At 72.5% G+C, this 23,063-nt stretch carries 17 protein-coding genes and 1 pseudogene; 7 read left to right on the top strand and 11 right to left on the bottom strand.

Translation table 11 applies throughout. The features are described from left to right. The first annotated feature begins 335 nt into the window (after positions 1-335). The 3 genes from ACFYXM_RS33340 (at position 336) to ACFYXM_RS33330 (ending at position 6,356) form a co-directional block, all read left to right on the top strand. Positions 336-4,157, top strand: coding sequence for an ABC transporter ATP-binding protein (locus tag ACFYXM_RS33340; protein ID WP_389295133.1), 3,822 nt, complete (start codon positions 336-338; stop codon positions 4,155-4,157). Positions 4,158-4,452: 295 nt separating this feature from the next. Continuing rightward, positions 4,453-4,776 carry a hypothetical protein gene (locus tag ACFYXM_RS33335; RefSeq protein WP_389295131.1) on the top strand — a complete coding sequence of 108 codons (324 nt, stop codon included), beginning with the start codon at positions 4,453-4,455 and terminating at the stop codon, positions 4,774-4,776. A gap of 98 nt (positions 4,777-4,874) precedes the next feature. Beyond that, positions 4,875-6,356, top strand: coding sequence for a S28 family serine protease (locus ACFYXM_RS33330; RefSeq protein ID WP_389295114.1), 1,482 nt, complete (start codon positions 4,875-4,877; stop codon positions 6,354-6,356). 74 nt (positions 6,357-6,430) lie between these two features. On the opposite strand, the gene ACFYXM_RS33325 is transcribed toward ACFYXM_RS33330, so the two are convergent. Then, the gene (locus ACFYXM_RS33325) at positions 6,431-8,311 is read right to left on the bottom strand and encodes a glycoside hydrolase family 3 protein (RefSeq protein ID WP_389295112.1); all 1,881 of its coding nucleotides are present in this window, start codon (positions 8,309-8,311) and stop codon (positions 6,431-6,433) included. Positions 8,312-8,778: 467 nt separating this feature from the next. On the opposite strand from ACFYXM_RS33325, the gene ACFYXM_RS33320 reads away from it, so the two are divergent. Beyond that, entirely contained in the window at positions 8,779-8,919 is a 141-nt protein-coding gene (locus ACFYXM_RS33320) for a hypothetical protein (protein ID WP_389295110.1), read from the top strand. 400 nt (positions 8,920-9,319) lie between these two features. Beyond that, the gene (locus ACFYXM_RS33315; protein WP_389295108.1) at positions 9,320-9,688 is read left to right on the top strand and encodes a hypothetical protein; all 369 of its coding nucleotides are present in this window, start codon (positions 9,320-9,322) and stop codon (positions 9,686-9,688) included. A 150-nt stretch (positions 9,689-9,838) separates the two neighbouring features. Here ACFYXM_RS33315 and ACFYXM_RS33310 read toward each other — a convergent pair whose 3' ends face one another. Further along, the gene (locus tag ACFYXM_RS33310) at positions 9,839-10,747 is read right to left on the bottom strand and encodes a LysR family transcriptional regulator (RefSeq protein WP_389295106.1); all 909 of its coding nucleotides are present in this window, start codon (positions 10,745-10,747) and stop codon (positions 9,839-9,841) included. A 102-nt stretch (positions 10,748-10,849) separates the two neighbouring features. Between ACFYXM_RS33310 and ACFYXM_RS33305 the strand changes: the two genes are divergently transcribed. Next, positions 10,850-11,893: an EamA family transporter gene (locus tag ACFYXM_RS33305; protein ID WP_389295104.1), complete on the top strand. Its 1,044-nt coding sequence runs from the start codon at positions 10,850-10,852 to the stop codon at positions 11,891-11,893. Between the two features lie 149 nt (positions 11,894-12,042). Here the strand turns inward: ACFYXM_RS33305 and ACFYXM_RS33300 are convergent. The 4 genes and pseudogenes from ACFYXM_RS33300 to ACFYXM_RS33285 form a co-directional block, all read right to left on the bottom strand. Beyond that, a pseudogene (locus ACFYXM_RS33300) lies at positions 12,043-12,534 on the bottom strand (SDR family oxidoreductase); the annotation flags it as partial. Beyond that, a complete protein-coding gene (locus ACFYXM_RS33295; RefSeq protein WP_389295103.1) occupies positions 12,501-12,812 on the bottom strand; it encodes an ATP-binding protein in 312 nt (103 codons plus the stop codon). The gene ACFYXM_RS33295 and the pseudogene ACFYXM_RS33300, both read right to left, overlap by 34 nt. A 214-nt stretch (positions 12,813-13,026) precedes the next feature. Continuing rightward, positions 13,027-13,572: a flavoprotein gene (locus tag ACFYXM_RS33290; RefSeq protein WP_389295101.1), complete on the bottom strand. Its 546-nt coding sequence runs from the start codon at positions 13,570-13,572 to the stop codon at positions 13,027-13,029. Continuing rightward, positions 13,569-14,783 (bottom strand): helix-turn-helix domain-containing protein, encoded by a 1,215-nt coding sequence (locus ACFYXM_RS33285; protein WP_389295100.1) that lies wholly within the window; start codon positions 14,781-14,783, stop codon positions 13,569-13,571. The genes ACFYXM_RS33290 and ACFYXM_RS33285 overlap by 4 nt, the downstream gene beginning before the upstream one ends. A gap of 262 nt (positions 14,784-15,045) precedes the next feature. Between ACFYXM_RS33285 and ACFYXM_RS33280 the strand changes: the two genes are divergently transcribed. Further along, positions 15,046-15,240, top strand: a complete 195-nt coding sequence (locus ACFYXM_RS33280; protein ID WP_389295098.1) for a hypothetical protein — start codon at positions 15,046-15,048, stop codon at positions 15,238-15,240. A 309-nt stretch (positions 15,241-15,549) separates the two neighbouring features. Here ACFYXM_RS33280 and ACFYXM_RS33275 read toward each other — a convergent pair whose 3' ends face one another. The 5 genes from ACFYXM_RS33275 to ACFYXM_RS33255 all read right to left on the bottom strand — a co-directional run bounded on the left by ACFYXM_RS33275 (position 15,550) and on the right by ACFYXM_RS33255 (position 22,826). Continuing rightward, positions 15,550-16,302, bottom strand: a complete 753-nt coding sequence (locus ACFYXM_RS33275; protein WP_389295096.1) for an MIP/aquaporin family protein — start codon at positions 16,300-16,302, stop codon at positions 15,550-15,552. Between the two features lie 569 nt (positions 16,303-16,871). Beyond that, the gene (locus ACFYXM_RS33270) at positions 16,872-17,669 is read right to left on the bottom strand and encodes a sugar phosphate isomerase/epimerase family protein (protein WP_389295094.1); all 798 of its coding nucleotides are present in this window, start codon (positions 17,667-17,669) and stop codon (positions 16,872-16,874) included. 71 nt (positions 17,670-17,740) lie between these two features. Further along, entirely contained in the window at positions 17,741-18,355 is a 615-nt protein-coding gene (locus ACFYXM_RS33265; protein WP_389295092.1) for a GAF domain-containing protein, read from the bottom strand. Between the two features lie 32 nt (positions 18,356-18,387). After that, positions 18,388-19,332, bottom strand: coding sequence for a S8 family serine peptidase (locus ACFYXM_RS33260; RefSeq protein WP_389295090.1), 945 nt, complete (start codon positions 19,330-19,332; stop codon positions 18,388-18,390). 2 nt (positions 19,333-19,334) lie between these two features. Then, complete coding sequence (locus tag ACFYXM_RS33255; protein ID WP_389295088.1) at positions 19,335-22,826, bottom strand: adenylate/guanylate cyclase domain-containing protein; 3,492 nt, start codon at positions 22,824-22,826, stop codon at positions 19,335-19,337. Positions 22,827-23,063 lie beyond the last annotated feature (237 nt).

Below are 23,063 nucleotides of genomic sequence, written 5' to 3'. Positions count from 1 at the left end.
CGGCGGTGCGGATGCTCACCGCGACGCCGCGTTCGTAGCCGATCCGCCGACCGGCCTGTCGGCCGATCCGCCCGGGTGGTCAGCCGCCGACCGCCCGGGCGCCGGCCTCCACCTCTGAGCCGGACAGCCTCCGGCCGAAGCCCGAGCCGACCTGCGACCGAGGTCCCGAACCGCCCCGTGTTCGTTGCGGCGGGATGAAATCCGCTGCCCACGGCGTTGGTGCCTTCCGGTAGAGCAGGTCGATCGGGAGGGCACCGGTGACGGACGCAGGGGACGCGGAGGGCGCGAAGCGCGCGGGAGGCGGCGCGACGGGCGCGGCGCGGGCCCCGGGCTGGGTGCGACGGCTGAGCGGCTACGCATGGCGCTACCGGCGCAACGTACTGCTGGCGCTCGGGTCGTCGCTCGCCGGCATGGCGGTGATGGCCGTCGTCCCGCTGATCACCAAGGTGATCATCGACGACGTGGTCGGCGACCACACCAGGTCGCTCGCCGTCTGGACCGGGCTCCTGCTGGCCGCGGCCGTCCTGGTGTACGCGGCCACGTACATCCGGCGCTACTACGGCGGACGCCTCGCCCTGGACGTCCAGCACGACCTGCGCACCGAGATGTACGGGACGATCACCCGGCTCGACGGGAAGCGGCAGGACGAGCTGTCCACCGGGCAGGTCGTGGGGCGTGCGACCAGCGACCTCCAGCTGATCCAGGGGCTGCTGTTCATGCTCCCGATGACCATCGGGAACGTGCTCCTGTTCATCATCTCCCTGGTGATCATGGCGTGGCTCTCGCCACCGCTGACCCTGGTCGCGCTCGCCGTCGCCCCCGCCCTCTGGTACATAGCCCGCCGCTCCCGCGCCCGGCTCTTCCCGGCCACCTGGTACGCCCAGGGGCAGGCCGCGGCCGTCGCGGGGGTCGTCGACGGGGCCGTCTCCGGGGTCCGGGTCGTCAAGGGGTTCGGACAGGAGGAGCAGGAGACCGGCAAGCTGCGCGAGGTCGGGCGGAAGCTGTTCGCCGGGCGACTGCGGGCGATCCGGATGAACTCCCGCTACACCCCCGCCCTCCAGGCCGTGCCCGCGCTCGGCCAGGTCGCGATGCTGGCCCTGGGCGGCTGGCTCGCCACCCGGGGCGAGATCACCCTCGGCACGTTCGTCGCATTCTCCACCTACCTCGCCCAGCTCGTCGGCCCGGTCCGGATGCTCGCCATGGTCCTCACCGTCGGCCAGCAGGCCCGCGCCGGTGTCGAACGCGTCCTGGAACTGATCGACACCGAGCCGACCATGAAGGACGGCACCAAGGAGCTGCCCGCCGACGCCCCGGCGAGCGTCGAGTTCGACGACGTACGGTTCGGCTACGCCGACGGCCGCCCCGTCCTCGACGGGTTCTCGCTGACCATCGAGCCCGGCGAGACCGTTGCCGTCGTCGGTGCGTCCGGCAGCGGCAAGTCCACCGTCTCACTGCTGCTGCCCCGCTTCTACGACGTGACGCACGGCGCCGTCCTCGTCGGTGGCCACGACGTGCGCGAGCTGACCCAGGAGTCGCTGCGCGCCGCCATCGGCCTCGTACCGGAGGACAGCTTCCTGTTCTCCGACACCGTCCGTGCCAACATCGCCTACGGGCTCCCCGGCGCCACCCAGGAGCAGATCGAGGAGGCGGCCCGCGCCGCCCAGGCCGACCGGTTCATCGCAGACCTGCCCGAGGGCTACGACACCAAGGTCGGCGAGCACGGACTCACCCTCTCCGGCGGCCAGCGCCAGCGCGTCGCGCTCGCCCGCGCCATCCTCACCGACCCCCGGCTGCTCCTCCTCGACGATGCCACTTCCGCCGTCGACGCCCGGGTCGAGCACGAGATCCACGAGGCCCTGCGGCAGGTGATGGCCGGGCGCACCACCCTGCTGATCGCCCACCGCCGCTCCACCCTCGGCCTCGCCGACCGCATCGCCGTCCTGGAGAACGGGCGGCTCGCCGACATCGGCACCCACGCCGAACTGGAGAGCCGCTCCGCGCTCTACCGGCGCCTGCTCACCGACCCCGACGAGCTGGGCGGCACCTCGCCCGGACACCGGCCGGCCACCCCCGCCACCACCGCCGAGGACGACCGCGCGCTCCAGGAGGAGCTCGACGCCGAACTCGACGCGGAGTACGACGCGGAACGCGGCATCAGCCCCCGCCTGTGGGTCCGCAAGGACGAACCGCGCGACAACGGCGCGGCCGGCATGCCCGCCACGCCCGAACTGCTCGCCCAGGTCGAGGCGCTGCCACCGGCCACCGACACCCCCGACATCGACGAGCGGCGGGCCGTCCGCTCCGAGGAGTCCTACGGGCTGCGCAGGCTGCTGCGCGGCTTCGGGCTGCCGCTCCTGGTGAGCCTGCTGCTGGTCGCGGTGGACGCGGGCGGCGGGCTGCTGCTGCCGGTGCTGATCCGGCACGGCATCGACCAGGGCGTCACGCGGCTCGCGCTCGGCGCGGTCTGGGCGGCGTCCGCGCTGGCCCTGATCGTCGTGTTCGTGCAGTGGGCGGCCCAGATCGGCGAGACCCGGATGACCGGCCGCACCGGCGAGCGGGTGCTCTACTCGCTCCGGCTGAAGATCTTCGCGCAGCTCCAGCGGCTCGGTCTGGACTACTACGAGCGCGAGCTGACCGGCCGCATCATGACCCGGATGACGACCGACGTGGACGCGCTGTCCACGTTCCTCCAGACCGGTCTGGTCACGGCCTTCGTCTCCGTCGTCACCTTCCTCGGCATCATGGTCGCCCTGCTCGTGCTGGACGTGCAGCTGGCCCTCGTCGTCTTCACGACCCTGCCGGTGCTGGCGATCGGCACGTACTTCTTCCGCCGCAAGAGCGTCCAGGCGTACGAACTGGCCCGGGAACGCATCAGCGTGGTCAACGCCGACCTCCAGGAGTCCGTCTCCGGGCTGCGGATCGTGCAGGCGTTCCGCCGCGAGCACGACGGCGCGCGCCGGTTCGCGGAGCGCAGCGCCCACTACCGCGAGGCCCGGGTCCGTGGGCAGTGGCTGATATCGGTCTACTTCCCGTTCGTGCAGCTGCTGTCGTCGGTGGCCGCCGCGGCCGTGCTGATCGTCGGTGCGGGCCGGGTCGACAACGGCACCCTCACCGCGGGTGCCCTGGTCGCGTACCTGCTGTACATCGATCTGTTCTTCGCCCCGGTGCAGCAGCTCTCCCAGGTCTTCGACGGCTACCAGCAGGCCAGTGTCTCGCTCCGCCGCATCCAGGAGCTGCTGCGGGAGCCGACCTCCACCGGGGCCCCGGACGAACCGCTGGACGTGCCGTCGCTGCGCGGCGAGATCGCCTTCGAGAACGTGTCCTTCGCGTACGGGAGCGGCGACGGCGCCGATGACGGCCACGCCGGAGCCGGTGGTTCCGAAGGCGCCGGGGCCGTCCGGGACGCAGCGGACACCGAGGGCGTCGAGGGCGTCGAGGAGGCGCTGTCCGGCATAGATCTGCGGATCCCGGCCGGTCAGACGGTCGCGTTCGTGGGCGAGACCGGGGCTGGCAAGTCCACCCTGGTCAAGCTCGTGGCCCGGTTCTACGACCCGACGGGCGGCCGGGTCACGGCGGACGGCACCGACCTGCGCCGCCTCGACCTCACCGCGTACCGGCATCGGCTCGGGGTCGTGCCGCAGGAGGCGTACCTCTTCGTCGGCACGGTCCGGGACGCCATCGCGTACGGGCGGCCGGAGGCCACCGACGCGGAGGTGGAGGCGGCGGCGCGGGCGGTCGGTGCCCACGACATGATCGCCACCCTGGACGGCGGCTACCTCCACGAGGTCGCCGAGCGGGGCCGCAACCTGTCCGCCGGGCAGCGCCAGCTGATCGCGCTCGCCCGCGCCGAACTCGTCGACCCGGACGTCCTGCTGCTCGACGAGGCGACCGCCTCCCTGGACCTGGCGAGCGAGGCCCTGGTCAACCAGGCGACCGACCGCCTCGCCGGCCGGCGCACCACCCTGGTCGTCGCCCACCGGCTGACCACGGCCGCCCGCGCCGACCGGGTCGTGGTGATGGACCACGGCCGGGTCGTCGAGGACGGCACGCACGACGAACTCCTTGCCGGGGACGGCCACTACGCCGGTCTGTGGCGCACCTTCACAGGGGAAGGCATGGGGGAGGACGTGGGAGAGGACGAGCCCGCGGGGGTGTGAGCGGGACTCGTCCTCGGTACGGCTGCCGGGTGCGGCTACGGGCGCCGGGAAGAGCGTGCCGGATGCAACCTCCGGACGGACTGCTGCGTCGTACGCATGTATGTACAGGTGTCGGGTAAAGGCGCGCGTGTTTGATCGGGGGCGGGCCAGGGGGATGGATCGGGGGTGTGGGTCGCCGATGAGCGCGGGCACGGGTGAGGCCGGGCGGACGCGTGGGGCCGGACAGGCCGGGCGGACAGGTGGGGGCGTGCTGGTGCGCCTTGTCGTCCTGTCGCTCGTGACCGCCCTCGCGCTGATGCTCACCGGCACCGTCACCGGCAGGGCCGACGCCGCGACGTCCTGTGCCGGGCGCCTGGCGAAGACGGTCCCGTTCAAGACCGGCGAGCTGCGCGTCTACAAGAGCCGCGCCTACGCCTGCGCCGTCGTGATCGCCAGGAAGCCCGGTCCGAAGCGCGCGATGTCCGTGATGATCCAGCCGCGCGGTGGCAGGCCGGTCGTCGACAGCGGCCGGTACGCCAGGCAGGCGGGTCCGGTGACGGTCCACGCGCTGAACCGGTGCGTCCGCGCCTCGGCCCTCGTCGAGGGGAAGTCCGGTTCCACGGGCTGGATCCTCTGCTGACGCCTCCGGCCTCCTTTTCGGTCGCCAACCGGGTCTGGCGGCAGGGGTGTTGCCCCCGCTAGGTTCGCGATGACTGTCGTGAATCCTGGGGAGGGTGCATGCACAAGGCGCTCAGAGGTGTCCTGTCGCTCGCGGTGCTCGTCGGCACGGTGAGCGCCACCGGGGCCACGGCCGGGGCGGCCACCGCCGCACAGCCGGCCACGTCCCGGGCCGCGACCAGCGGCGAGAGCGGTACGAACGCGGACATCAAGGACCGCATTCTGGCCATCCCGGGAATGAGTCTCATCGAGGAGAAGCCTTACGCGGGTTACCGCTACTTCGTCCTCGAATACACCCAGCCGGTCGACCACCGGCGCCCGTCCAAGGGCACGTTCCAGCAGCGCCTCACCCTGCTGCACAAGGACACGTCCCGCCCGACCGTCTTCTACACCAGCGGCTACAACGTCTCGACGAATCCGAGCCGTTCCGAGCCGACCCGGATCGTCGACGGCAACCAGGTCTCTCTGGAGTACCGGTTCTTCACCCCGTCGCGCCCGTCGCCCGCCGACTGGTCCGATCTCGACATCCGGCAGGCCGCCGACGACCAGCACCGCGTCTTCACCGCCCTCAAACGGATCTACACCAAGAACTGGCTGACCACCGGCGGTTCGAAGGGCGGCATGACCGCGACGTACTACGAGCGCTTCCACCCGGAGGACATGGACGGCGTCATCGCGTACGTCGCGCCCAACGACGTGGTGAACAGGGAGGATTCGGCGTACGACCGGTTCTTCGCGAACGTGGGCACCAAGGAGTGCCGCGACCGGCTGAACGGGGTGCAGCGCGAGGCGCTGATCCGCCGCGGACCGCTGGAGAAGAGGTTCCGGGAGTACGCCGAGGCGAACGGCTACACCTTCGGCACCCTCGGCTCGCTGGACCGGGCCTACGAGGCCGTCGTCATGGACTACATCTGGGCGTTCTGGCAGTACAGCCTGCTGGCCGACTGCGACACCGTCCCGGCCGACGCCAAGTCCGCCCCCGACCAGGCGATCTGGGACTCGGTCGACGCGATCTCCGGCTTCTCCGCCTACACCGACCAGGGCCTGGAGCGGTACACCCCGTACTACTACCAGGCGGGCACCCAGCTCGGCTCGCCCGACATCGAGCAGCCGTGGCTCGGCGGGCTCAGCCGTTACGGGTACCAGCCGCCGCGCAACTTCGTGCCGCGCGACATCCCGATGAAGTTCCGGCCGTGGGCGATGCGTGACATCGACACCTGGGTGAAGCACCGCGCCCACCGCATGCTCTACGTCTACGGAGAGAACGACCCGTGGGGCGCCGAGCGCTTCCGGCTGGGCGCGGGCGCGCGGGACAGCTACGTGATGACGGTGCCCGGCGGCAACCACGGTTCCAACGTGGCGCAGCTTCCCGAGAACGACCGGGTGAAGGCCACCGCGGCCATCCTGCGCTGGGCGGGCGTCGCCCCGGCCGCCGTGCAGCAGGACCCGGCGCAGGCGAAGCCGCTCGCGAAGTTCGACGCGCGGCTCGACGTCCGGCAGGACGGCCGGGACGTGGTGAACGAGCACGGGGTGCGCCCGTAATCGGTTCGTGTACGGGGGGAGGGGGCCGCGCGCGGTGCGCGACCCCCTCCCCTTGGGCTTTCCGGGACCGGTTGTCAGTACCGCAGCCCGTATCCGACCGGGTACAGCACCCGCGTCGGATCGTCCGCGCGCTGCACCGGCACCGGCAGGGTGCCCTGCGGGCGGGCGTGCCCGGCGACGACCCGGGCGGCGGCGCGCAGTTCGACGTCGGTCCAGGAGTACGCTGCCAGGCTCGCCGCGAACCCGGTGCCCGCCAGCTGCGCGATGTCGTACGGGTTGCGGATCGCGATCGTGATCACCGGGATCCCGGTCGCCGCGAGGGCGCTCACCAGGGTGCGCTGGGAGCTGGTCGCGGACACGTTGTACGTCCCCACGACCACCGCGTCCTTGCCCCGGGCGGCGGCCACCGCCTCGTCGATCCTCGCCCGGGTGGGCGCGGTGCCGGTGGACAACGCCGTGGCCGTGAAGCCGAGTTCGGTGAACGCGGTGGCGAGGGTGGTGGTCGGCGGCCCGGTGGTGCCGGACGGGGAGGCCGGGTCGGCGCCGACCACGAGCAGCCTCTTGTGGGAGCGGCGGGAGAGCGGCAGCACCGCGCCGTCGTTGGCGAGCAGGGTGGTGGTGCGCTCGGCGATCCGGTCGGCGGCGGCGAGGTGGGCGCGTGTCCCGACGACCCGGTCCACGTCCTTGTGGCTGACGAACGGGTCGTCGAACAGGCCGAGCTTCGTCTTCAGCCGCAGGATGCGCAGGATCGATTCGTCGAGCCGGTCCTCGCTGAGTTCGCCGCTCTTCACGGCCGCCAGGACGGCGTTCCAGGCGACGGCGAGATTCGGCGGATTGAGCAACTGGTCGACGCCCGCCTTCAGGGCGAGGACCGGTACGCGTTCGTCGCCGTACTTCGTCCGTACGCCCTCCATGTCGAGTGCGTCGGTCACCACGACCCCGTCGTAGCCGAGTTCCTCGCGCAGGATGCCGGTGAGGATCGGGCGGGACAGGGTCGCCGGGTCCTCGGACGGGTCCAGCGCCGGTACCACGATGTGGGCGGTCATGATCGAGTCGATGTCCGCGGCGATCGCGGCCCGGAACGGCGGCGCGTCCAGCTCAGCCCACTCCTCACGGGTGTGGGTGATGGCCGGCAGACCGGTGTGGCTGTCGGTGCTGGTGTCGCCGTGGCCCGGGAAGTGCTTGATCGTCGCGGCGACGCCGCCGGTCTGATACCCCTTCACCTGCGCGGCGACCATCCCGGCCACGGACCGCGGGTCGGAGCCGAAGGAGCGCACGCCGATCACCGGGTTGGCCGGGTTGACGTTGACGTCGGCGTCCGGCGCGTAGTTCTGGTTGATGCCGAGCGCGGCCAGTTCGGCACCGGCGATCTGCCCGGCCCGGCGCGCGTCGGACCGTGAACCGCCCGCGCCCAGCGCCATCGCGCCCGGCAGCAGCGTGGCGGGCTCGCCCACCCGGCACACGATGCCGTGCTCCTGGTCGGTGGAGACGATGAGCGGCAGGGGAGTGGGCCCGGCGAGCCCGGCGCGCTGGATGCCGTTGGAGAGGTCGGCGATCTGGTGCGGGTCGCGGGTGTTGTGGGCCCAGACGAAGTAGATGATCCCGCCGACGTGGTACTTGGCGATCAGCTCGGCGGCGGTGCGGACCCCGATCTGGGCCAGGTTGGCGTCGATGTCGGCCTGGTCGGGCGCGGTGGCGGAGTGCCCGTACACCCGCATCACGAAGAGTTGCCCGACCTTCTCCTCCAGGCTCATGCGGGAGATGAGCCGCTTGAGGCGCTTGGTGGTGGCGGCCGACCTGTGGTGCCCGGCGGGGTGGCCGCCGCGCGCGGCCCCCTGGGCGCCCGCGGCGGGGGAGGCCACGCCGGCGGGGGCGGCGACCCCGCCCGTGACGGCGACCGCGGCGGTGGCGGCGGTGACGGTGAGAAGCGTGCGTCTGGAGGTGCGGTGGGGCACGTGAGCTCCTTCGGCCTTGCTCGGGGATCGGGAACGAGGTGGTGAAAGAAACTTCCAAGGAGCACGGATATCCAGAAAATAACTTCCGGTCAAGGGTCCGGCCCGATACGGGCGATGACACGTGGAGGTGTGGGCGGAAATGCGCAGGGCCCGTCGGTGCCGCGACACGGCTCGGCGCCGACGGGCCCGGAGCCCTCGCGGGACCGGACGGTCCGGACCGGCCGCCGCAGGGATTCGGCCCGGTCCCGTCGCGGGGGCCGGCCCGGACCGGCCGCTGGGGTCCGGCCCGGCTCCGTTCGCCGCGCGGCCGGGTTCCACAGGGGTGAGAATGGTCGTGTCATCGAGACCGCGGAACCGGGCGACGCCGGTCGGCGGCCCACCGATGGGACCGACGCGACCGTGCCGCGGCCGGAGTCCCGCCGAAATGCCGGAGGGTGACGGCGACGCAGCAGGTCAGAGAAGTGCACATGGCTGAAGGTTCCGCGTCGGGCAAGGCCCGGCAGCAGGACCGGGATCAGCGGAACAGGCCCCGCCCGCCTCGACCGGACGCACTGCCGACGGGTGCGCTGCTGCCGGACGTACTGCCGGGCGGGCACACCGTCGAGTGACGACCGGGGTGATTCCGTGACTTCGTGCCCAGGATGCGGCGCCGAGGTACCGACGGGCGCCTGGACGTGCGCGCGCTGCGGCCGGCCCCGGGGTGATCGGCACGACCAGAACGATCGAAGCGATCGGTTCGACGCGGGCTCCGGCCGCCGCGCGAGCCGTCCCGAGAGCCGTCGCGAGTTCGACGACGGTTCCGGGTACGACGACGGCTCCGGGTATCGCGGGAGCCGTCGCGGATTCGACGAGGAATCCAGCCGCCGCGACGGCAGTCGGAGCCCCCGGCCGGACCGTCCGCCGCCCCCGCCGGACGAGCGCTTCCGTGACCGTCCGCGTGCCGGGGCCCCGAGGCGGCGCGGCGCACCGGAGCCCCCGCCCCCGCCCCCGAAACCGCCCTCCGACGCCATGAGCGTCGTCGAAGGGCAGGTGCACGGCGTCCAGTTCCGGACCGAGCAGCAGCGGGACACCTCCGAGGCGGTGTGGACCTTCCGCGTCGAGCGGTACGACGACTCCGGCAACCGCGTTCAGCTCGTCCCGGTGGAGATGCGCGGATACCGGGTGGAGGGGGCCATCAGCGACGGCGACTGGGTACGAGGCTCCGGCAGGATGAAGTCCGGGACGTTCCGTATGACAGCGGCGGAGAACCTCACGACCGGGGCGAGCGTGCGCGCCAAGGGCATTCCCCGGATCGCCCTGGTCTTCGTCTTCGTCGTCTTCGCCCTCATTCTCGCGTTCATGATCTGGGGCGCCGTTCAGATGTTCGGCACCGGCTGAGCGAGGAGCCCGCGACGCCCGTCGAGAGCCTCACCGCGCAGGACGTGGACTGCATCCGGCGGACGGGCGAGGCGACCGGCGGCGACCGGGAACCCGGCGGCCCGGCCCCGGGCGTCCCCGCCTTCAAGTCCCCCGAGGCCCTCGACGGCCTCACGCCAGGCCGAGCGCGGCCCCGTGCGCCTCCAGCGCGGACACCGCCGCCGTGATCGCGGGCCGTCGGGCCGCCTCCGTACGCCACAGCGCGTGCAGCCGCCGTACCGGTACGGGATCCAGCGGCACCGCCACCACGCCCGCGGGCAGTGGCCCGCGCCCCAGCCGGGGGATCATCGCCACCCCGAGACCGGCGGCGAGCAGGGCGAGCTGGGTGTGGTTCTCCTCCGCCTGGTGCCGGATGTCCGGCTCGTGCCCCGCCGCCCGCAGCGTCCGTACCAGCCAGTCGTGGCAGACCCTCCCCGGCGGCTGGCAGATCCACCGCTCCTTGGCCAGCTCCTCGCGCCGTACCCCGTCCCGCCCCGCGAGCCGGTGGCCCTCGGGCACCAGCAGGTCGCAGCGGTCGCCGCCGATCAACGCCTGCGCCACGCCCTCCGGGGCGGGCAGCGGGGCGATGTCCCAGTCGTGCGCGACCGCCAGGTCGATCACGCCCTTGGCCACCAGGTCGACCGAGAGATGCGGATCGACCTCGGTCAGCCGGACCTCCAGTGCCGGATGGTCCCGTTCCAGCCCGGCCAGCACACCGGGCAGCAGCCCGCGCGCCGCCGACGCGAACGCGCCGATCGACAGCCGTCCCGTCGGCAGCCCCCGGCGCTCCTCCAGCGTCGTCTCCGCCTGTTCCACGATCGCCAGCAGCCGCTGGGCCGTCGAGGCGAGGTGGAGCGCCTCCTCGGTCAGCGCGACGCCGCGCCCGCGGCGTTCGAGGAGGGTGGTACGGGTTTCCCGTTCCAGCTTGGTGATCTGCTGCGAGACCGCCGACGGGGTGTATCCGAGCGCGGCGGCGGCGCCCGCGACGGAGCCGTGGACGGAGACCGCGTGCAGTGCGCGCAGTCGGGACAGATCGAGCACCGTCGCCTCCGGGGGTTCTCACCGATTCTTCAGCATCGCTGAATTCCACCATGAAGGGATCGGTGCTGGTGCTACATGGTGGGCGCGGGTGATCCTCGGTGCATGCGTCCCTCCCACATAGCCCTGGCGGTGCTGGTCGCCGCCATCTGGGGTGTGAACTTCGTCGTCATCGAGGTCGGCCTCGGGCACTTCCCGCCGCTGCTCTTCTCCGCCCTGCGCTTCCTGGTCGCCGCGCTGCCGGCGGTCTTCCTCGTCGGCCGGCCCAAGGTCGCCTGGAAGTGGATCGTGGGCGTGGGCCTGGTCCTCGGTGTGGCCAAGTTCGGGCTCCTCTTCATCGGCATGGACCGCGGCATGCCCGCCGGTCTCTCCTCGCTCGTGCTCCAGGTCCAGGCCGTGTTCACGGCCCTCTTCGCGGCACTGGCACTCGGTGAACGGCCGGGAAGGGTACGGATGCTGGGCATGGCCGTGGCACTCGCGGGCATCGGGGTGGCGGCGGTCGACGAGGGGACGAGCGGGCCGGTGCTCGCCTTCGTCCTGGTGATCGCGGCGGCTGCCTGCTGGGGCGTGTCCAACGTGCTGACCCGCAAGGCGGCCCCGCCCGACTCCCTCAACTTCATGGTCTGGGTCTCCACGGTGCCGGTCCTGCCGCTGCTCGGCCTCTCCCTCGTCTTCGAGGGCTGGGACCGCGACGCCGCCGCGCTGGCCGGGCTCGACTGGAGCGGTGCCGGGATCATCGTCTACGTCGCGTGGATCACCACCGTCTTCGGCTTCGGCGCCTGGGGCTACCTGCTGCGCCATCATCCGGCGTCGTCGGTGGCCCCGTTCACCCTGTTGGTCCCCGTCTTCGGAATGTCCTCGGCCGCGCTGCTGCTGGGCGAGTCGGTGAGCCCGCTGCGCTGGTGCGCGGCCGCCCTGCTGGTGGGCGGAGTGGCCCTCACCTCACTGGCGGGGACGCGACGGGGGCGTGCGGGGGTGCCGGGGACGGATCTGGCGGTGGCGGATCATGCGGGGCCGGGTACGGGAGCTGTGGCGGATGTGGGGGAGAGTGCGGGTGCGGGCCCGGAGACGTCCCTGGAGGCGGGGGCGGTACATGCGCATGGTGTTGGTCAAGATCTCGCGCTCGCCCAGGATGCTGACGGCCTTTAACATGCGACCTCAGCGCACCCCGAGGACGACTTGGGGGAGTTGGACACTGCCCTTGCTGCCCTGCTGGTCATCCGGGAGCACATGGACCCGGACCAGGAATGCGCGAGCCCCGGGCCGCTGAGCGGCCCGGGGCTTGGTGACGAGGCGAGTCAGGCGCCGACGGCGCTGTAGCCGCCGTCCACGTGGAGCACCTGGCCCGTCATCGCCCGGGCGTCGTCGCTGAGGAGAAAAGCGACCGTGTCGGCGACCGGGGAAGCGTCGGAGGTGTCCCAACCCAGCGGGGCCTGCTCGGGCCACGCCTCGGCCAGGGTCTCGAAGCCCGGAATGCCCTTGCCCGCCATGGTGGTGATGGGCCCGGAGTCGACGGCGTTGACGCGGATGCCACGCTCGCCGAGGTAGCGGGCCAGGTAGCGGTTGGTCGCCTCCAGGCTCGCCTTCACCGGGCCCATCCAGTCGTAGATCGGCCAGGCCACCGTCGCGTTGAAGGTGAGGCTGACCACGGAGGCGCGGTCGGCAGCCTCCAGCAGGGGCAGAAGGTGCGCGGTCAGGCTCTTCAGGGAGTACGCCGAGACGTGCATGGCCGTGGCCACGGACTCGAAGGGCGTGTTCAGGAAGTTGCCGCCGAGCGCGTCACCAGGAGCAGGCCGCGACCTCCTTCTTGGTCGTCTCCGGGGAGGCGCGGTTCGGCCCGAGCCCCGGGCGTCCGGTCGTTCACGACGACATGCACCTTGCCCCGGAGGTCGTCGTACGCGACGGACAGCTCCACTGTGTCCGTTCCGCCGTACAGCACGGCGTTCGACAGGAGTTCGCTGACCGCCACGACGACCGAGTCCAACGGCTCGCACTCGATGCCGGAGCGCCGGAGGAACGCGGCAACACCTCGGCGTTGATCAGCGACGTGCTGGGGTGCCCTGGGCATATCGGCCACGTACTGGTGAACGTGCGGCCGCGTGTGGCGCTCCGCCAGAGAGCAGCACGAGTTGCTCAGCCGGCGGGGCAACATGCTGCCGTCGGGAGGGAGCTCAGGCCCCGCCTCCGGTACCGGAACGCCCCCCGCCTGCGCGGAAACGCACAGCGCGGCCAGCCCGTCCCGCGCGCGCCGGTCCGGCCACCCACGCATGCGCGGAGGCCACCTACACAGGGGGACCCACAAGGCAGCCGACCGAATCCAGCGCGAGGTGCCAAGGGAAGCTTGCGGGCTTGCCGTGCTTCGGAGGGTGCGACTCGTACCCATCCGGTCCGTCGAGAAGGACCACGCCTTGCGCCCGCAGGTCCGCGATGCTGCGGGCCACCGCCGGCTGGCTCCCCTGCGCCTGGTTGAAGTAAGGCATGGCCACCACCGGAACCCCCAGGTGCACGCCCTCGGAGACCAGCCCCAACGCCAGGGTGTCCGCGATTCCGGCGCCCCACTTGTTCAGGCTCGTGCAGGACAACGGGGCCACGAGCATGGCGTCCGCCTTCGGTAGCGCGTCCCGCTCCCCAGGCAGTTTGTACTGCGACCGCACTCGATGCCCCGTCAGCGCTTCCAGCTCACCGAGGCGCGATTCCCACCAGCGGGCAGCCGACGGCGTCAGGATCAGGCAGGTGTCCCACCCCCGTGCCTGCGCCAAGCCCACTCCCTTGTCGACGTATTCGGTGGGGCCGGCCGCACAGGCAATGAGATACAGCACTCTCGTCATGCCTGGAGTCCACATCGGGCGGCCAGCGCGCGCAACTCGCCGCTTGGGGCGTGCGTTGCGGCAAGAACGTCCTTCACCAGCGCCATGGTGTTGGGCCTGCCCCGGAACTCTTCAGGGGCAAGCCTGGCAGCCTGAACGAGAGAGGCCGCAGCAGCCTCTTTCTTCCGTGTCAAGAGTTGAGCGCGGGCCAGCGTGATGAGGTGCCCAACCCGACGTTCATTCCTCAGCTTTCGTACATCCGCATCGGTCACGGCCTCCGCGGCGTCCAATGCCGACCAGCCGTCCTCGAAACGGGCCAGGATGTCCACCCGGTGCAGCGCGACGTTCGTCGGGCCGAAGTTCGTCCAGTCCATGTTCAAGTCCGCGCCCTGCTGGTCGGCCACTTCGCCGGCCTGATCGACGTGCTCGATAGCGGCCCGGACCCTGGATGCCGTTCGTTCCTGGGCGGACGCGCTGACCGCGGCCGACAGATACAGCATGCCGAGGGTCGACAGACCGAGCGGTCCGGCCGTTGACAGGTCGTCCTGGAGGCGCCGCGCCGCCGCTACGGCGAAGCTGACGGCTGCTGCGGACTGCCTCTGGCAGGCAAGGGACTTGGCGACCCGGCGGGATGCGGCACCGATGGTCACCGCATCCCCGGACTGTTCTGCCGCAGCCAGGGCCCGGTCTGCGACGACCGCAGCCTGCACGGCTGTCGCCTGCCCGTACTTGTGGAGGAAGCTTGCCGTCAGTTGCAGTACCCGGGAGTGGAGAACGTGTGCTTCCGCTGCCTCGTCGCCTGCGCGGGCGGCCGTACGGCCAGAGCCGACGACGAGGGCGGGAAGCTCGCGGCCGAGCGCCAGGTAGTGGCAAGCCTGGAACGCCTCACAGCAGTAGACGAGACGCTGGCGCAACACGTCGAGCGGCAGTGGGGGAGTGTCTTCCTCCGCACCGCTGTACAGCACGTCGATGACAGCCGCGGCTTCTGCCGACGGCTGGCCGGGAGTCGCGGCCGGTGAAGGAGTGTCGGTCAAGAGTTGTTCCAGGGGGATCCGCAGTACTTCGGCCGCCTTCACGACCACCGACAGGCGCGGATCCTGCTGCCGTTGACCGCCCTCCAGATCTTGCACCCATCTACGGGTTTGTCCCATCAGCCGCCCGAAGTCGGTTTGTGTGAGGCCACGACGCTCTCGCCAGTAGGCGATGCGGCGACCGATGCGGCCAGCGTTCATCAAGGTCTCCCGAACAGGGCACGCACTTTGCGTGCCCATCACGGTTGTACCGCGCCCTACGGTGCGGCAGAGGAGATCCGCAGAAGTCTGCGCCCCATGAGTATCGAGAGGAACCAGGGGTCGACGTGGTGATGACGATCAAGGTGTACGAGGTCGACCGGCACGGCCGGACGCGCGTGATCCGTCCGAAGGCCGAAGTCGTTCCGGCCAGGACTGTGGCCCTGTCGACCACGCTCCCGCCGTGCCGGTGCAAGGGGGCGCGATGACCACGCGGCCCGCGCAGTCGAAGCCGCCCGTGCGGCCCGGCTTCGGCTGGTGCCACTGGCACAAGGGTCCGTCCGGGACCGCGGTTCTGGTCGACGTCATCGAGCAGGGCTCCGGCCCCGGGATCGGCCTGTCCGCGTGCGCCCCGTGCCGGGAACAGCGCCGCATTCGCCCATACGGCGAGCAGCCGTGACCGCGCCCGCACCGGCCACCCGGGAAGGGCTCGCGCCCGCGTGCCGGATCGGCGAGCACGGGGAGTGTCCGGGGCCGGGTGTCACCCGTCGGGCGGGGGCTCCGGAGTGGGAGGTGCCCATTGAGACGCGGTGGTGCGTGTGCCCCTGCCACCGCGTCGGATGACACCGCCGAGAGGGAACGGGGGTGCACGCTGCGTCCCAGGCGCGGTGGGCCCGGTTCGGCGTGGGGACGTCCGTTCCGGCTGGCACACCGAATCGGGGTAGGAACCGCACCGGCCCGCGACGGGGGTGGACGAGGTCGCCCGGGCCTACAACACGCGCCGACTGCGTACTCGTCCGCTGCCGACGGCGCGCGCCTTGGATACCTGCTCAACTGCTGAGGGCTGGCCCCTGCGGACGAATCGGTCGTAAAGTACCGCGGCGAGGGCACCACCGATCACAGGCCCTACCAGGCTCGCCCACCAGCCGCTGAACGAGCCGGCGGCGATCATCGGGCCAAGACCGCGGGCGGGGTTGACCGCGGCTCCGTCACTGGGGCCGCCGATGAAGACCGCTGCGGCGAGGGCGAAGCCGATCACGACCGGGGCGACGGGGGCCGGGAACCGCTTGTCGGTGACCGCGGCGGTCACCACGAGGACCAGTACGAAGGTGATCAGGATCTCGACGACCAGAGCACGGCCATCGCCCACCCCAGGCGCAGGGTTGGTGGCACCGAGGTGCGTGGTGGCCCGCGCGGCGTTGCCGTGAATGGCCCAGGTGGCGAGGGCACCGAGGATCCCGCCGATCATCTGGACGGCGACGTATCCGGGGACATGCCGCCACGAGAACTTGCGGATGACAGCCATCGCGACGGTGACGGCCGGGTTGAAGTGCGCGCTGGATACGTGGGCGAGGCCGCCGACCAGTGCGGCCAGCGTCAGTCCGTTGGCCAGGACGACGGCCAGCGAGCCGTAGGCCGGTCCGACGATGGTGCGCGCCAGGCCGGCGGAGGTGGCGGTGGCGGTTATCGCGAAGACCAGGATGAAGGTCCCGATCAACTCAGCGAGGTATGCGCCGGCCACGCCGTCGGAGTATGGCGCCCCAGGGCTTCTGGTGGGAACTCGGCTACGCTCTTTGACCTGCACAGACATGTTTCACTTCCTTAGCTGAAACGCACGGCTGGTGCTGAGCCCCGAAGGAATGTCCGTCGCGCCGAAGAATGGCGCCCTGACGGCCGCGCCGAAGAATGGCGCCCTGACGGCGTGTCGTCCTCCCCGTTCTTCACCCGCATCTCCAGGCTGCGGGAAGACGGTGTCGCTCGTCGGAGTCGTCAGACGTGTCGGTCGACCGCTCGCCGATGTCGCCGCAGTGGATGGGGACCCGACGCGGGAGTTCGCCCGTTTGGTCGGCAGGCGCTCCCCTCAAGCGTACGACGTAGCCGTGGAGGTGTCTCCTTGCAAGCTGTTGTCCTTTCGACCGCGTGGTCGCTCGCCTGCGCGGGGACCACTCCACTCTTCCTGAGCTGCGGTTTCAGGGAAGCTTTGCGGTCTCACCGCCCATCGCTCGTCCGCCCGGCACGCCCATAGTGCCGTTTGGGCGTCCAACCGTCCTTCCGTCCGCCGTCCTGCCGTGCGGGGAGCCGACAGGCGCCCTACCGCCCCGCCGCCCCCAACCGCAGCAGGTGGTCCCGCCCGGCGGCCAGCAGACCCGGCAGTTCCGCCGCCGCCGGGTGCCAGCGCTTCTCGTACTCCCAGCAGACCCAGCCGTCCCAGGCGTCCCCGCCGAGCGCGTCCAGGCAGGCGGCCAGCGGCAGTACCCCGGCGCCGAGCGGCAGCGGCGTCGGGTCGTCCGCCGAGGCGATGTCCTTGACCTGGACGTAGCCCAGGTGCGGGGCCAGCACCGCATGGCCGGCGGCCGGGTGCTCGCCCGCGAGCCAGGTGTGCATGACGTCCCACAGCGCGCCGATCCGCCGGTGCCCGACCGTGCCGACGACCCGGGCCACGTCGGCGCCCGCCCGGTGCGAGTCATGGGTTTCGAGCAGGACACGTACGCCCAGGTCCTCGGCGTGCGGCGCGGCGGCGGCCAGCCTCCGGGCGGCCGTCTCGTCGGTCGTCGCGGGGTCCTGGCCGCCGCCGCCCGGGAAGACCCGGACGTTGCTCGCGCCCAGGTCGTGGGCCAGCTCGATCAGTTCGGCGATCTCGGCCAGCACCGGGTCGTCGTCGCCCTCGGCCGCGACCCGGGCGTATCCGGCCACGGTCAGGATCTCGACGCCATGCTTCTTGAACTCCCCGGCAACGGCGGCCCGTCCGGAGGCCGAGAGGCCCGGGTGCACCGGTTCCTCCGGATGGGCGCGCAGCTCCACGCCCTGATAGCGGTGCTCGGTGGCGAGCCGGACGACATCCGCCATCGGCATGCCCGGCACCCCGAGGGTCGAAAAAGCGAGCCGCACGTGCGCGGTCCTTCCGTCATCGCCGTTCGCCACTGCTCGGCTTCCGGACGCACGCCACGGCTCCCCGTCGTTCAGCACGGCTCCCGGAGCAGCTGCTCCAGACTACCCAGCAGCCGCAGCGCGTCCGTCCGCTGACGGGGGTCCAGGCGGCCGCCCGCGCCCGGCGTCCCGGCATCGGCCGGTGCGTACGCCACCACCCGCAGCGCTGCGGCGGCCTGCCGGGCGAACATTGCGAGCAGGTCCAGTTCCCGCAGGTCCGTACGGGCGCACGGCGACGGGTCCAGCACCTCCAGCACGCCGAGCACCCGGCCCTCGCTGATCAGCGGTGCCGCCATCAGCGCGTTCGGCACGTACTCGGTGGACTCGGCGAGCGACCGGTCGAAGGACGGGTCGGCGGTGAGATCGTCCACCACCATCGGCTCGCCCGAGGTCGCCACCCAGCCCGCGATCCCGCGCCCGGCCGGGAAACGGCGGCCCACCAGGAACTCCTCCCCCTGTCCGGAGACCGCCTGGAACACCAGCTCGTCCGCCTCCTCGTCCAGCAGGAAGACCGAGCTCGCCGCCGCGCCGAAGATCGCCCGCGCCACGTCGACGACGGACTGGAGGAGTTCGCGCCGGGCCGCGGCCACCGCCGGCAGCGTGCCCGGGTCCGTTCCCGGAGCGTCCTGGTCCGTTCCCGGAGTCACTGACGTCACTGACGCTGATTCGGTTCTTGGAGTCAACAGACCTCTCCTGCCGGATCGGAGGGCCGCGGGCCGAACCGCACGTTCGCCGCGGAGAGATAAAGAGCGTTCTTGAGCTGGAAGGCCGTCATCCTGGGATGTGCCGACAGGAGACGCGCGCACAGCCCGCTGATGTACGGGGTCGCGAAGCTGTTCCCGGTGGTACGGATCGACGTGCCGCCCAGCCAGGGCACCGACACGTTCTGGCCGGGGGCGAAGAACTCCACCGGCGGTTCGGGGTTGTAGAGGTGCAGGTCCGGGTCGTCCTCCTGGTGGCTGCCCACCGAGATCACCGACGCGAACCGCCACGGATAGCTCTCCACCGGGCTGTTGTGCGCCGAGGCGACGACGACCGTGCGGCTGAAGTAGGCGTGGTCGGCCAGCGCGTGCAGCTCCTGGGCGAACCGGGCGCGGGTGGTGGACAACGACAGGTTCACCACGTCGAAGCCCTGCTCGACCGCCCACCGCAGCCCGGCGAGCAGGACGTCCCCGGTGCCGGAGAACCGTTCCCCCAGGACCCGGACGCTGTACAGCTCGCACTCCGGGGCGGTCCGGCGGATGATCCCCGCGCACGCGGTGCCGTGCCCGCAGGTGTCCCCGGTGTCGGTCTCCCTGACCTCGGTGTCACCGGACTCCGGGTCCTTGACCACCACCCAGGAACCGGCCACCGGCCCGACCCCCGGGTGGTCGCGCTCGACCCCGGAGTCCACCACGCAGACCCGCACACCCCGCCCGGTGCCCGGCACGGGGCCGTCGTCGCCACCGCCGTCGCCGGGCCGGGGACCGGGGTCGGCCCGCACCACCACGTCGTCGGGGCCGCGCCCCCGCAGACTCCACGTCAGCCCCACGTTGGGCGCGGGGGCGTGTGGCGGGGCCGGCCGAGATGCCGGTGCGGGTACGGGTGCCTGTCCCGGTCCGGGGGCTGTTTCCGTGGTCGTCATCCTCAGCTCTTCTCCGTCGTGGCCGCCGCCGGTCCCGCGGCGAGCCGCGCCGCCCACCGCCGGCCCGGCAGATGTCCCTTCTCCGCGAACCGTTCCCGGGCCTCCCGCGCCGCCGCCGCCGCGCCGTCCGGATCGTCCAGCAGTGCCAGCGTCCGCGCCCGGTCCAGCGACGCGGTGGCCCGTACCAGCGGCGAGTCGGTCAGCAGGGCGTCCTGTACGGCGCGGTCCGCGCGGCGCAGGGCCGCTTCCCGCTCCCCGGCCTCCGCCGCCAGCCGGGCGCGCAGCCCGGCGAGGTCCACCCGGTCCGCGTGCGGCAGCGCCCGGGGCGCCCCGACCTCTTCGAGCCACGGACCCGCGGCGTCCGGCCGGCCGTCGTCGAGCAGCAGCCGCGCCGCCTCCAGCGCGATGGCCGGCCGCATGGACCGGGCCCCGGCGCGCGCCGCCGCGCGGTCCGCCCGGACGAGCAGGCCCAGGGCCGGATCGGTGCGCCCGAGCAGCGCCTCGACCGTCGCCCGGAACACCGGGATGAAGACCTCCGCCTCCGCGTAGCCCAGATCCTCGGCCAGTTGTTCCGCCTCGGCCAGGCACTCCCCGGCCCGGTCCGCCCGGCCGTGCAGCGCGTGGAGCACGGCCAGCGGACAGTTCAACGTGGTGCGTACGGCGGGCCGTCCGGCCCCGTGCGCGGCGAGCAGGTCCCGGCAGCGCGCCACCGCGACCGGTACCGGCTCCGGGCCCCGCCACAACGAGATCCCGATGGCGCCGAGCGCCGCCGCCCGTTCCGGTTCGGCCTCGGCCCGCACCGCGTGGTCCAGGGCCAGCGTCAGATCGCGATCGGCCTCCTCGTGCCGTCCGGCCCGCTGCAACTGCTGTGCCAGCCGCAGCCGGGCCCGCGCCTGGCCGACGGAGTCGCCCGCGGACTCGAAGAGCGGCAGCACCGCGCGGGCGGCCGAGGACACGCTCACCGCGCCCGGGTCCAGCGACGCCAGCGCGAGCCGGGCGTGCGCGGCCTCCACCGGAGCCGCCTCGACGGTCAGGACCTGCCTCAACAGGCGCTCACCCTCCTCCGGGTGACCGAGCGCCAGTCGTACCTCGCCGAGCCGGCGCAGCGCCGGTGCCGCGGCGGGGTCGCCCGGCGGATGCAGGGCCACGGCCCGCTCCAGCAGTCCCTGCGCCCAGTGCAGATCGGAACGGGCCAGCGCCTGCGCCCCCGCCGACGCGAGCGCGGACGCGGCCCGGATCCGCAGGGCGTCGGCCCGGCCGTCGGCCAGACCGAGTTCCGTGCGGTACCGGTACGCCCGCTCCAGGTGACCGCCGACCGCCGCCTGGCCCGCAGCCGTCACGCCGGGCAGTTCGGCCGCCCAGGCGTGCCGTTCCGCCTTGGCCCGCTTGGACATGGAGGCGTACGCGACCTCCTGGACCAGCCCACTGCTGAACCGGTGCCGCCCCGCGTCCGGATCGCCGCCCGGCGCGGTCTCGACGAGACGGCGCCGCCGCAGCCGGGCCAGCGCCCGAGTCACCCGGATCCGGTCGTCGTCCTCCGGCGCCGATGGCCCTTCCTCCAGCGGGGTGCGGGAGACGGGGGAGAAGAGGGAGATGGGGGAGATGGGGGAGGCGTCGGGGGTGCCGGGGAAGGAGGCGTGATCGGGGTGCTCGTACGGGTCGTACAGGCCGTACCGGTCCACGGTGTCCGCCGCGCGCGCGGCCCGGGTCAGCCGGACGAGCTCCGGCGCGGTGAAGTCCCGGCCGAGGACCGCGGCCAGGTCGAGGGTGGCGCGTTCGGTGCGCTCCAACGCGCCGATCCGGGCGCCGAGCAGCGCCTGCAGGCTCGGCGGAAGCGCCGGCTCGCCGGTGGTACGGGGGGCCGGTGGCGCGTTCGGGCGGTCCGGCCCGGCGGGGATCAGCAGCTGTTCCAGATACAGCGGATTGCCCTCGGCACGGTCGTACAGGTCATGGCCGTAGAGGTCGTGCGCGTGCGCGGCGTGTCCGTGCGTCTCGTGCGCGCAGGGGCTGTGGTCGTCCGGGGCGCGGTGGGCGTGGTCGTGCGGGGCGTCCCCGTCGGCCGGCCTGGTCGTATCGGTCGTATCGGTCGGCCCGGTCGCGTTCGCCGCCCCGGCCGTGTCCGCGGTCGCGGTCGCAGCCGCGCCCGCCGTTCCGGTCAGTGCGCGGACCAGCAGGGCCGCCTCCGTACGGGACAGACCGGCGAGCGGCAGGACCTGCGCCGGGTGCGCGGGAGAATCGGCGGCGGGCGGGGGGCCGTCCGGGCGGCCCGGGCACACCATGAGCACGCCCGCCCGGCCGAGCGGCCCGGCCAGCCGGTCCACCGTCCGCACCAGCAGTGGCTCGGCCCAATGCCAGTCGTCGATGACCAGCACCACCGGGAGCCGGCCCGCGGCCCTGCCCAGCACGGTGATCAGCGCGGCGCACATGTCCTCGAACGGGGCGTTGGGCGTGCCGTCGTGCAGCAGACCGCCCCGCAGCACCGCCCGGGCGTCCGCCACCGCCGCCTTCGCCCGTCCGGCCGCCGCACCGAGGGCCTCCCGGGCGTCGGGGCAGCCCAGCGCCTCCCGCACCGCGTCGGCCAGCGGGGTCAGGGTGCCGTGGTCGCCGTAGCTGCGGCAGCGCCCGGTACCGATGACCGGCCGGCCCGGTCCGGCGAGCCCGGCCAGCCACTCGCGCGCCAGCCTGGTCTTGCCGATCCCGGCGTCGCCGACGAGGCGGACCAGCCCCGGACCGGCCCCGTGGGCCGTCCGGTCCAGGGCCTCGTCCAGCATCGCCCGTTCCTCGGCCCGGCCGATGAACGGCACGTCGAAGCGGCGCAGCAGCTCGGGGTCGTCGGCGCCGAGCGCGATCAGGCGGTACGCGGTCACCCGGTCGCTCTTGCCCTTGAGCCGCAGGGGGCCGACCTCCTCGACGACCACGGTCGGCCCGGCGGCCTCCAGGGTCTGCGGGCCGATGAGGATTTCGTCGGTGGCGGCGTTCTGTTCCAGCCGGGCAGCCACGTTCACGGTCTCGCCCGAGACCAGTGCCTGCCGGGCACCGGCATCGGAACCCGCCACGACCGTACCGGTGTTGACCCCGATCCGGATGCTGAGCCGGATGCCCAGCGCGGCCTCCAGCTCGGTGTTGAGATCGGCCAGCGCCTCGCGCATGCCGAGGGCGGCGGCCAGCGCCCGCCGCGCGTCGTCCTCGCGCATCACCGGTACCCCGAACACGGCCATCACGGCGTCGCCGATGAACTTCTCCGGGGTGCCGCCGTGCGCCTCGATCCGTTCGCTCATGACGGCGAAATAGCGCAGGGTCACGCTTCGCAGGGTCTCCGGATCGAGTTGCCCGGACAGCGTCGTCGAACCCACCAGATCGCAGAAGACCGTGGTGACCAGCTTGCGTTCGTCCTCCGGCGGCGCGGTCGCGGCGGGTGCCGGGCACGGGGTGCCGCAGGACGGGCAGAACCGTGCGTCGGCGGGCAGTTCATGCCGGCACGAGGTGCAATTCATCGGCGCTTCCTCTCTGCTCGTCTCTGCTTGTCCGCTTCTCTTCTTGCCTTCGCTCGTCTTCGTCGGCTTCCGCTGAAACCGGTGGGCCCGGTGCCGGCAGGGCTTCTCACCGGCACCGGGCACAGCGCTGGTGCCGGGAGCGGCACTAGTGCCGCATCAGGCAACGTTTGCCCCGTCGCGACGTCGGGCACGCACTCTCGCTGCACCAGCCGAAAGCCCAAGTACGTCCAGTACAAG

The organism is Streptomyces sp. NPDC002476, assembly GCF_042889785.1.
Taxonomy (GTDB): Bacteria; Actinomycetota; Actinomycetes; order Streptomycetales; family Streptomycetaceae; genus Streptomyces.
Note: the sequence above shows the minus strand (reverse complement) of the source record. Positions and strands in the feature narration are given on the sequence as shown.

Excerpts from the sequence above, each read along its gene's own strand:
- ACFYXM_RS33335 (WP_389295131.1), top strand. The coding sequence starts at position 4,453 with ATGCTCACCGGCACCGTCACCGGCAGGGCCGACGCCGCGACGTCCTGT.
- ACFYXM_RS33330 (WP_389295114.1), top strand. The coding sequence starts at position 4,875 with ATGCACAAGGCGCTCAGAGGTGTCCTGTCGCTCGCGGTGCTCGTCGGC.
- ACFYXM_RS33320 (WP_389295110.1), top strand. The coding sequence starts at position 8,779 with ATGGCTGAAGGTTCCGCGTCGGGCAAGGCCCGGCAGCAGGACCGGGAT.
- ACFYXM_RS33315 (WP_389295108.1), top strand. The coding sequence starts at position 9,320 with ATGAGCGTCGTCGAAGGGCAGGTGCACGGCGTCCAGTTCCGGACCGAG.
- ACFYXM_RS33305 (WP_389295104.1), top strand. The coding sequence starts at position 10,850 with ATGCGTCCCTCCCACATAGCCCTGGCGGTGCTGGTCGCCGCCATCTGG.
- ACFYXM_RS33295 (WP_389295103.1), bottom strand. The coding sequence starts at position 12,812 with ATGCCCAGGGCACCCCAGCACGTCGCTGATCAACGCCGAGGTGTTGCC.
- ACFYXM_RS33290 (WP_389295101.1), bottom strand. The coding sequence starts at position 13,572 with ATGACGAGAGTGCTGTATCTCATTGCCTGTGCGGCCGGCCCCACCGAA.
- ACFYXM_RS33285 (WP_389295100.1), bottom strand. The coding sequence starts at position 14,783 with ATGAACGCTGGCCGCATCGGTCGCCGCATCGCCTACTGGCGAGAGCGT.
- ACFYXM_RS33280 (WP_389295098.1), top strand. The coding sequence starts at position 15,046 with ATGACCACGCGGCCCGCGCAGTCGAAGCCGCCCGTGCGGCCCGGCTTC.
- ACFYXM_RS33260 (WP_389295090.1), bottom strand. The coding sequence starts at position 19,332 with ATGACGACCACGGAAACAGCCCCCGGACCGGGACAGGCACCCGTACCC.
- ACFYXM_RS33255 (WP_389295088.1), bottom strand. The coding sequence starts at position 22,826 with ATGAATTGCACCTCGTGCCGGCATGAACTGCCCGCCGACGCACGGTTC.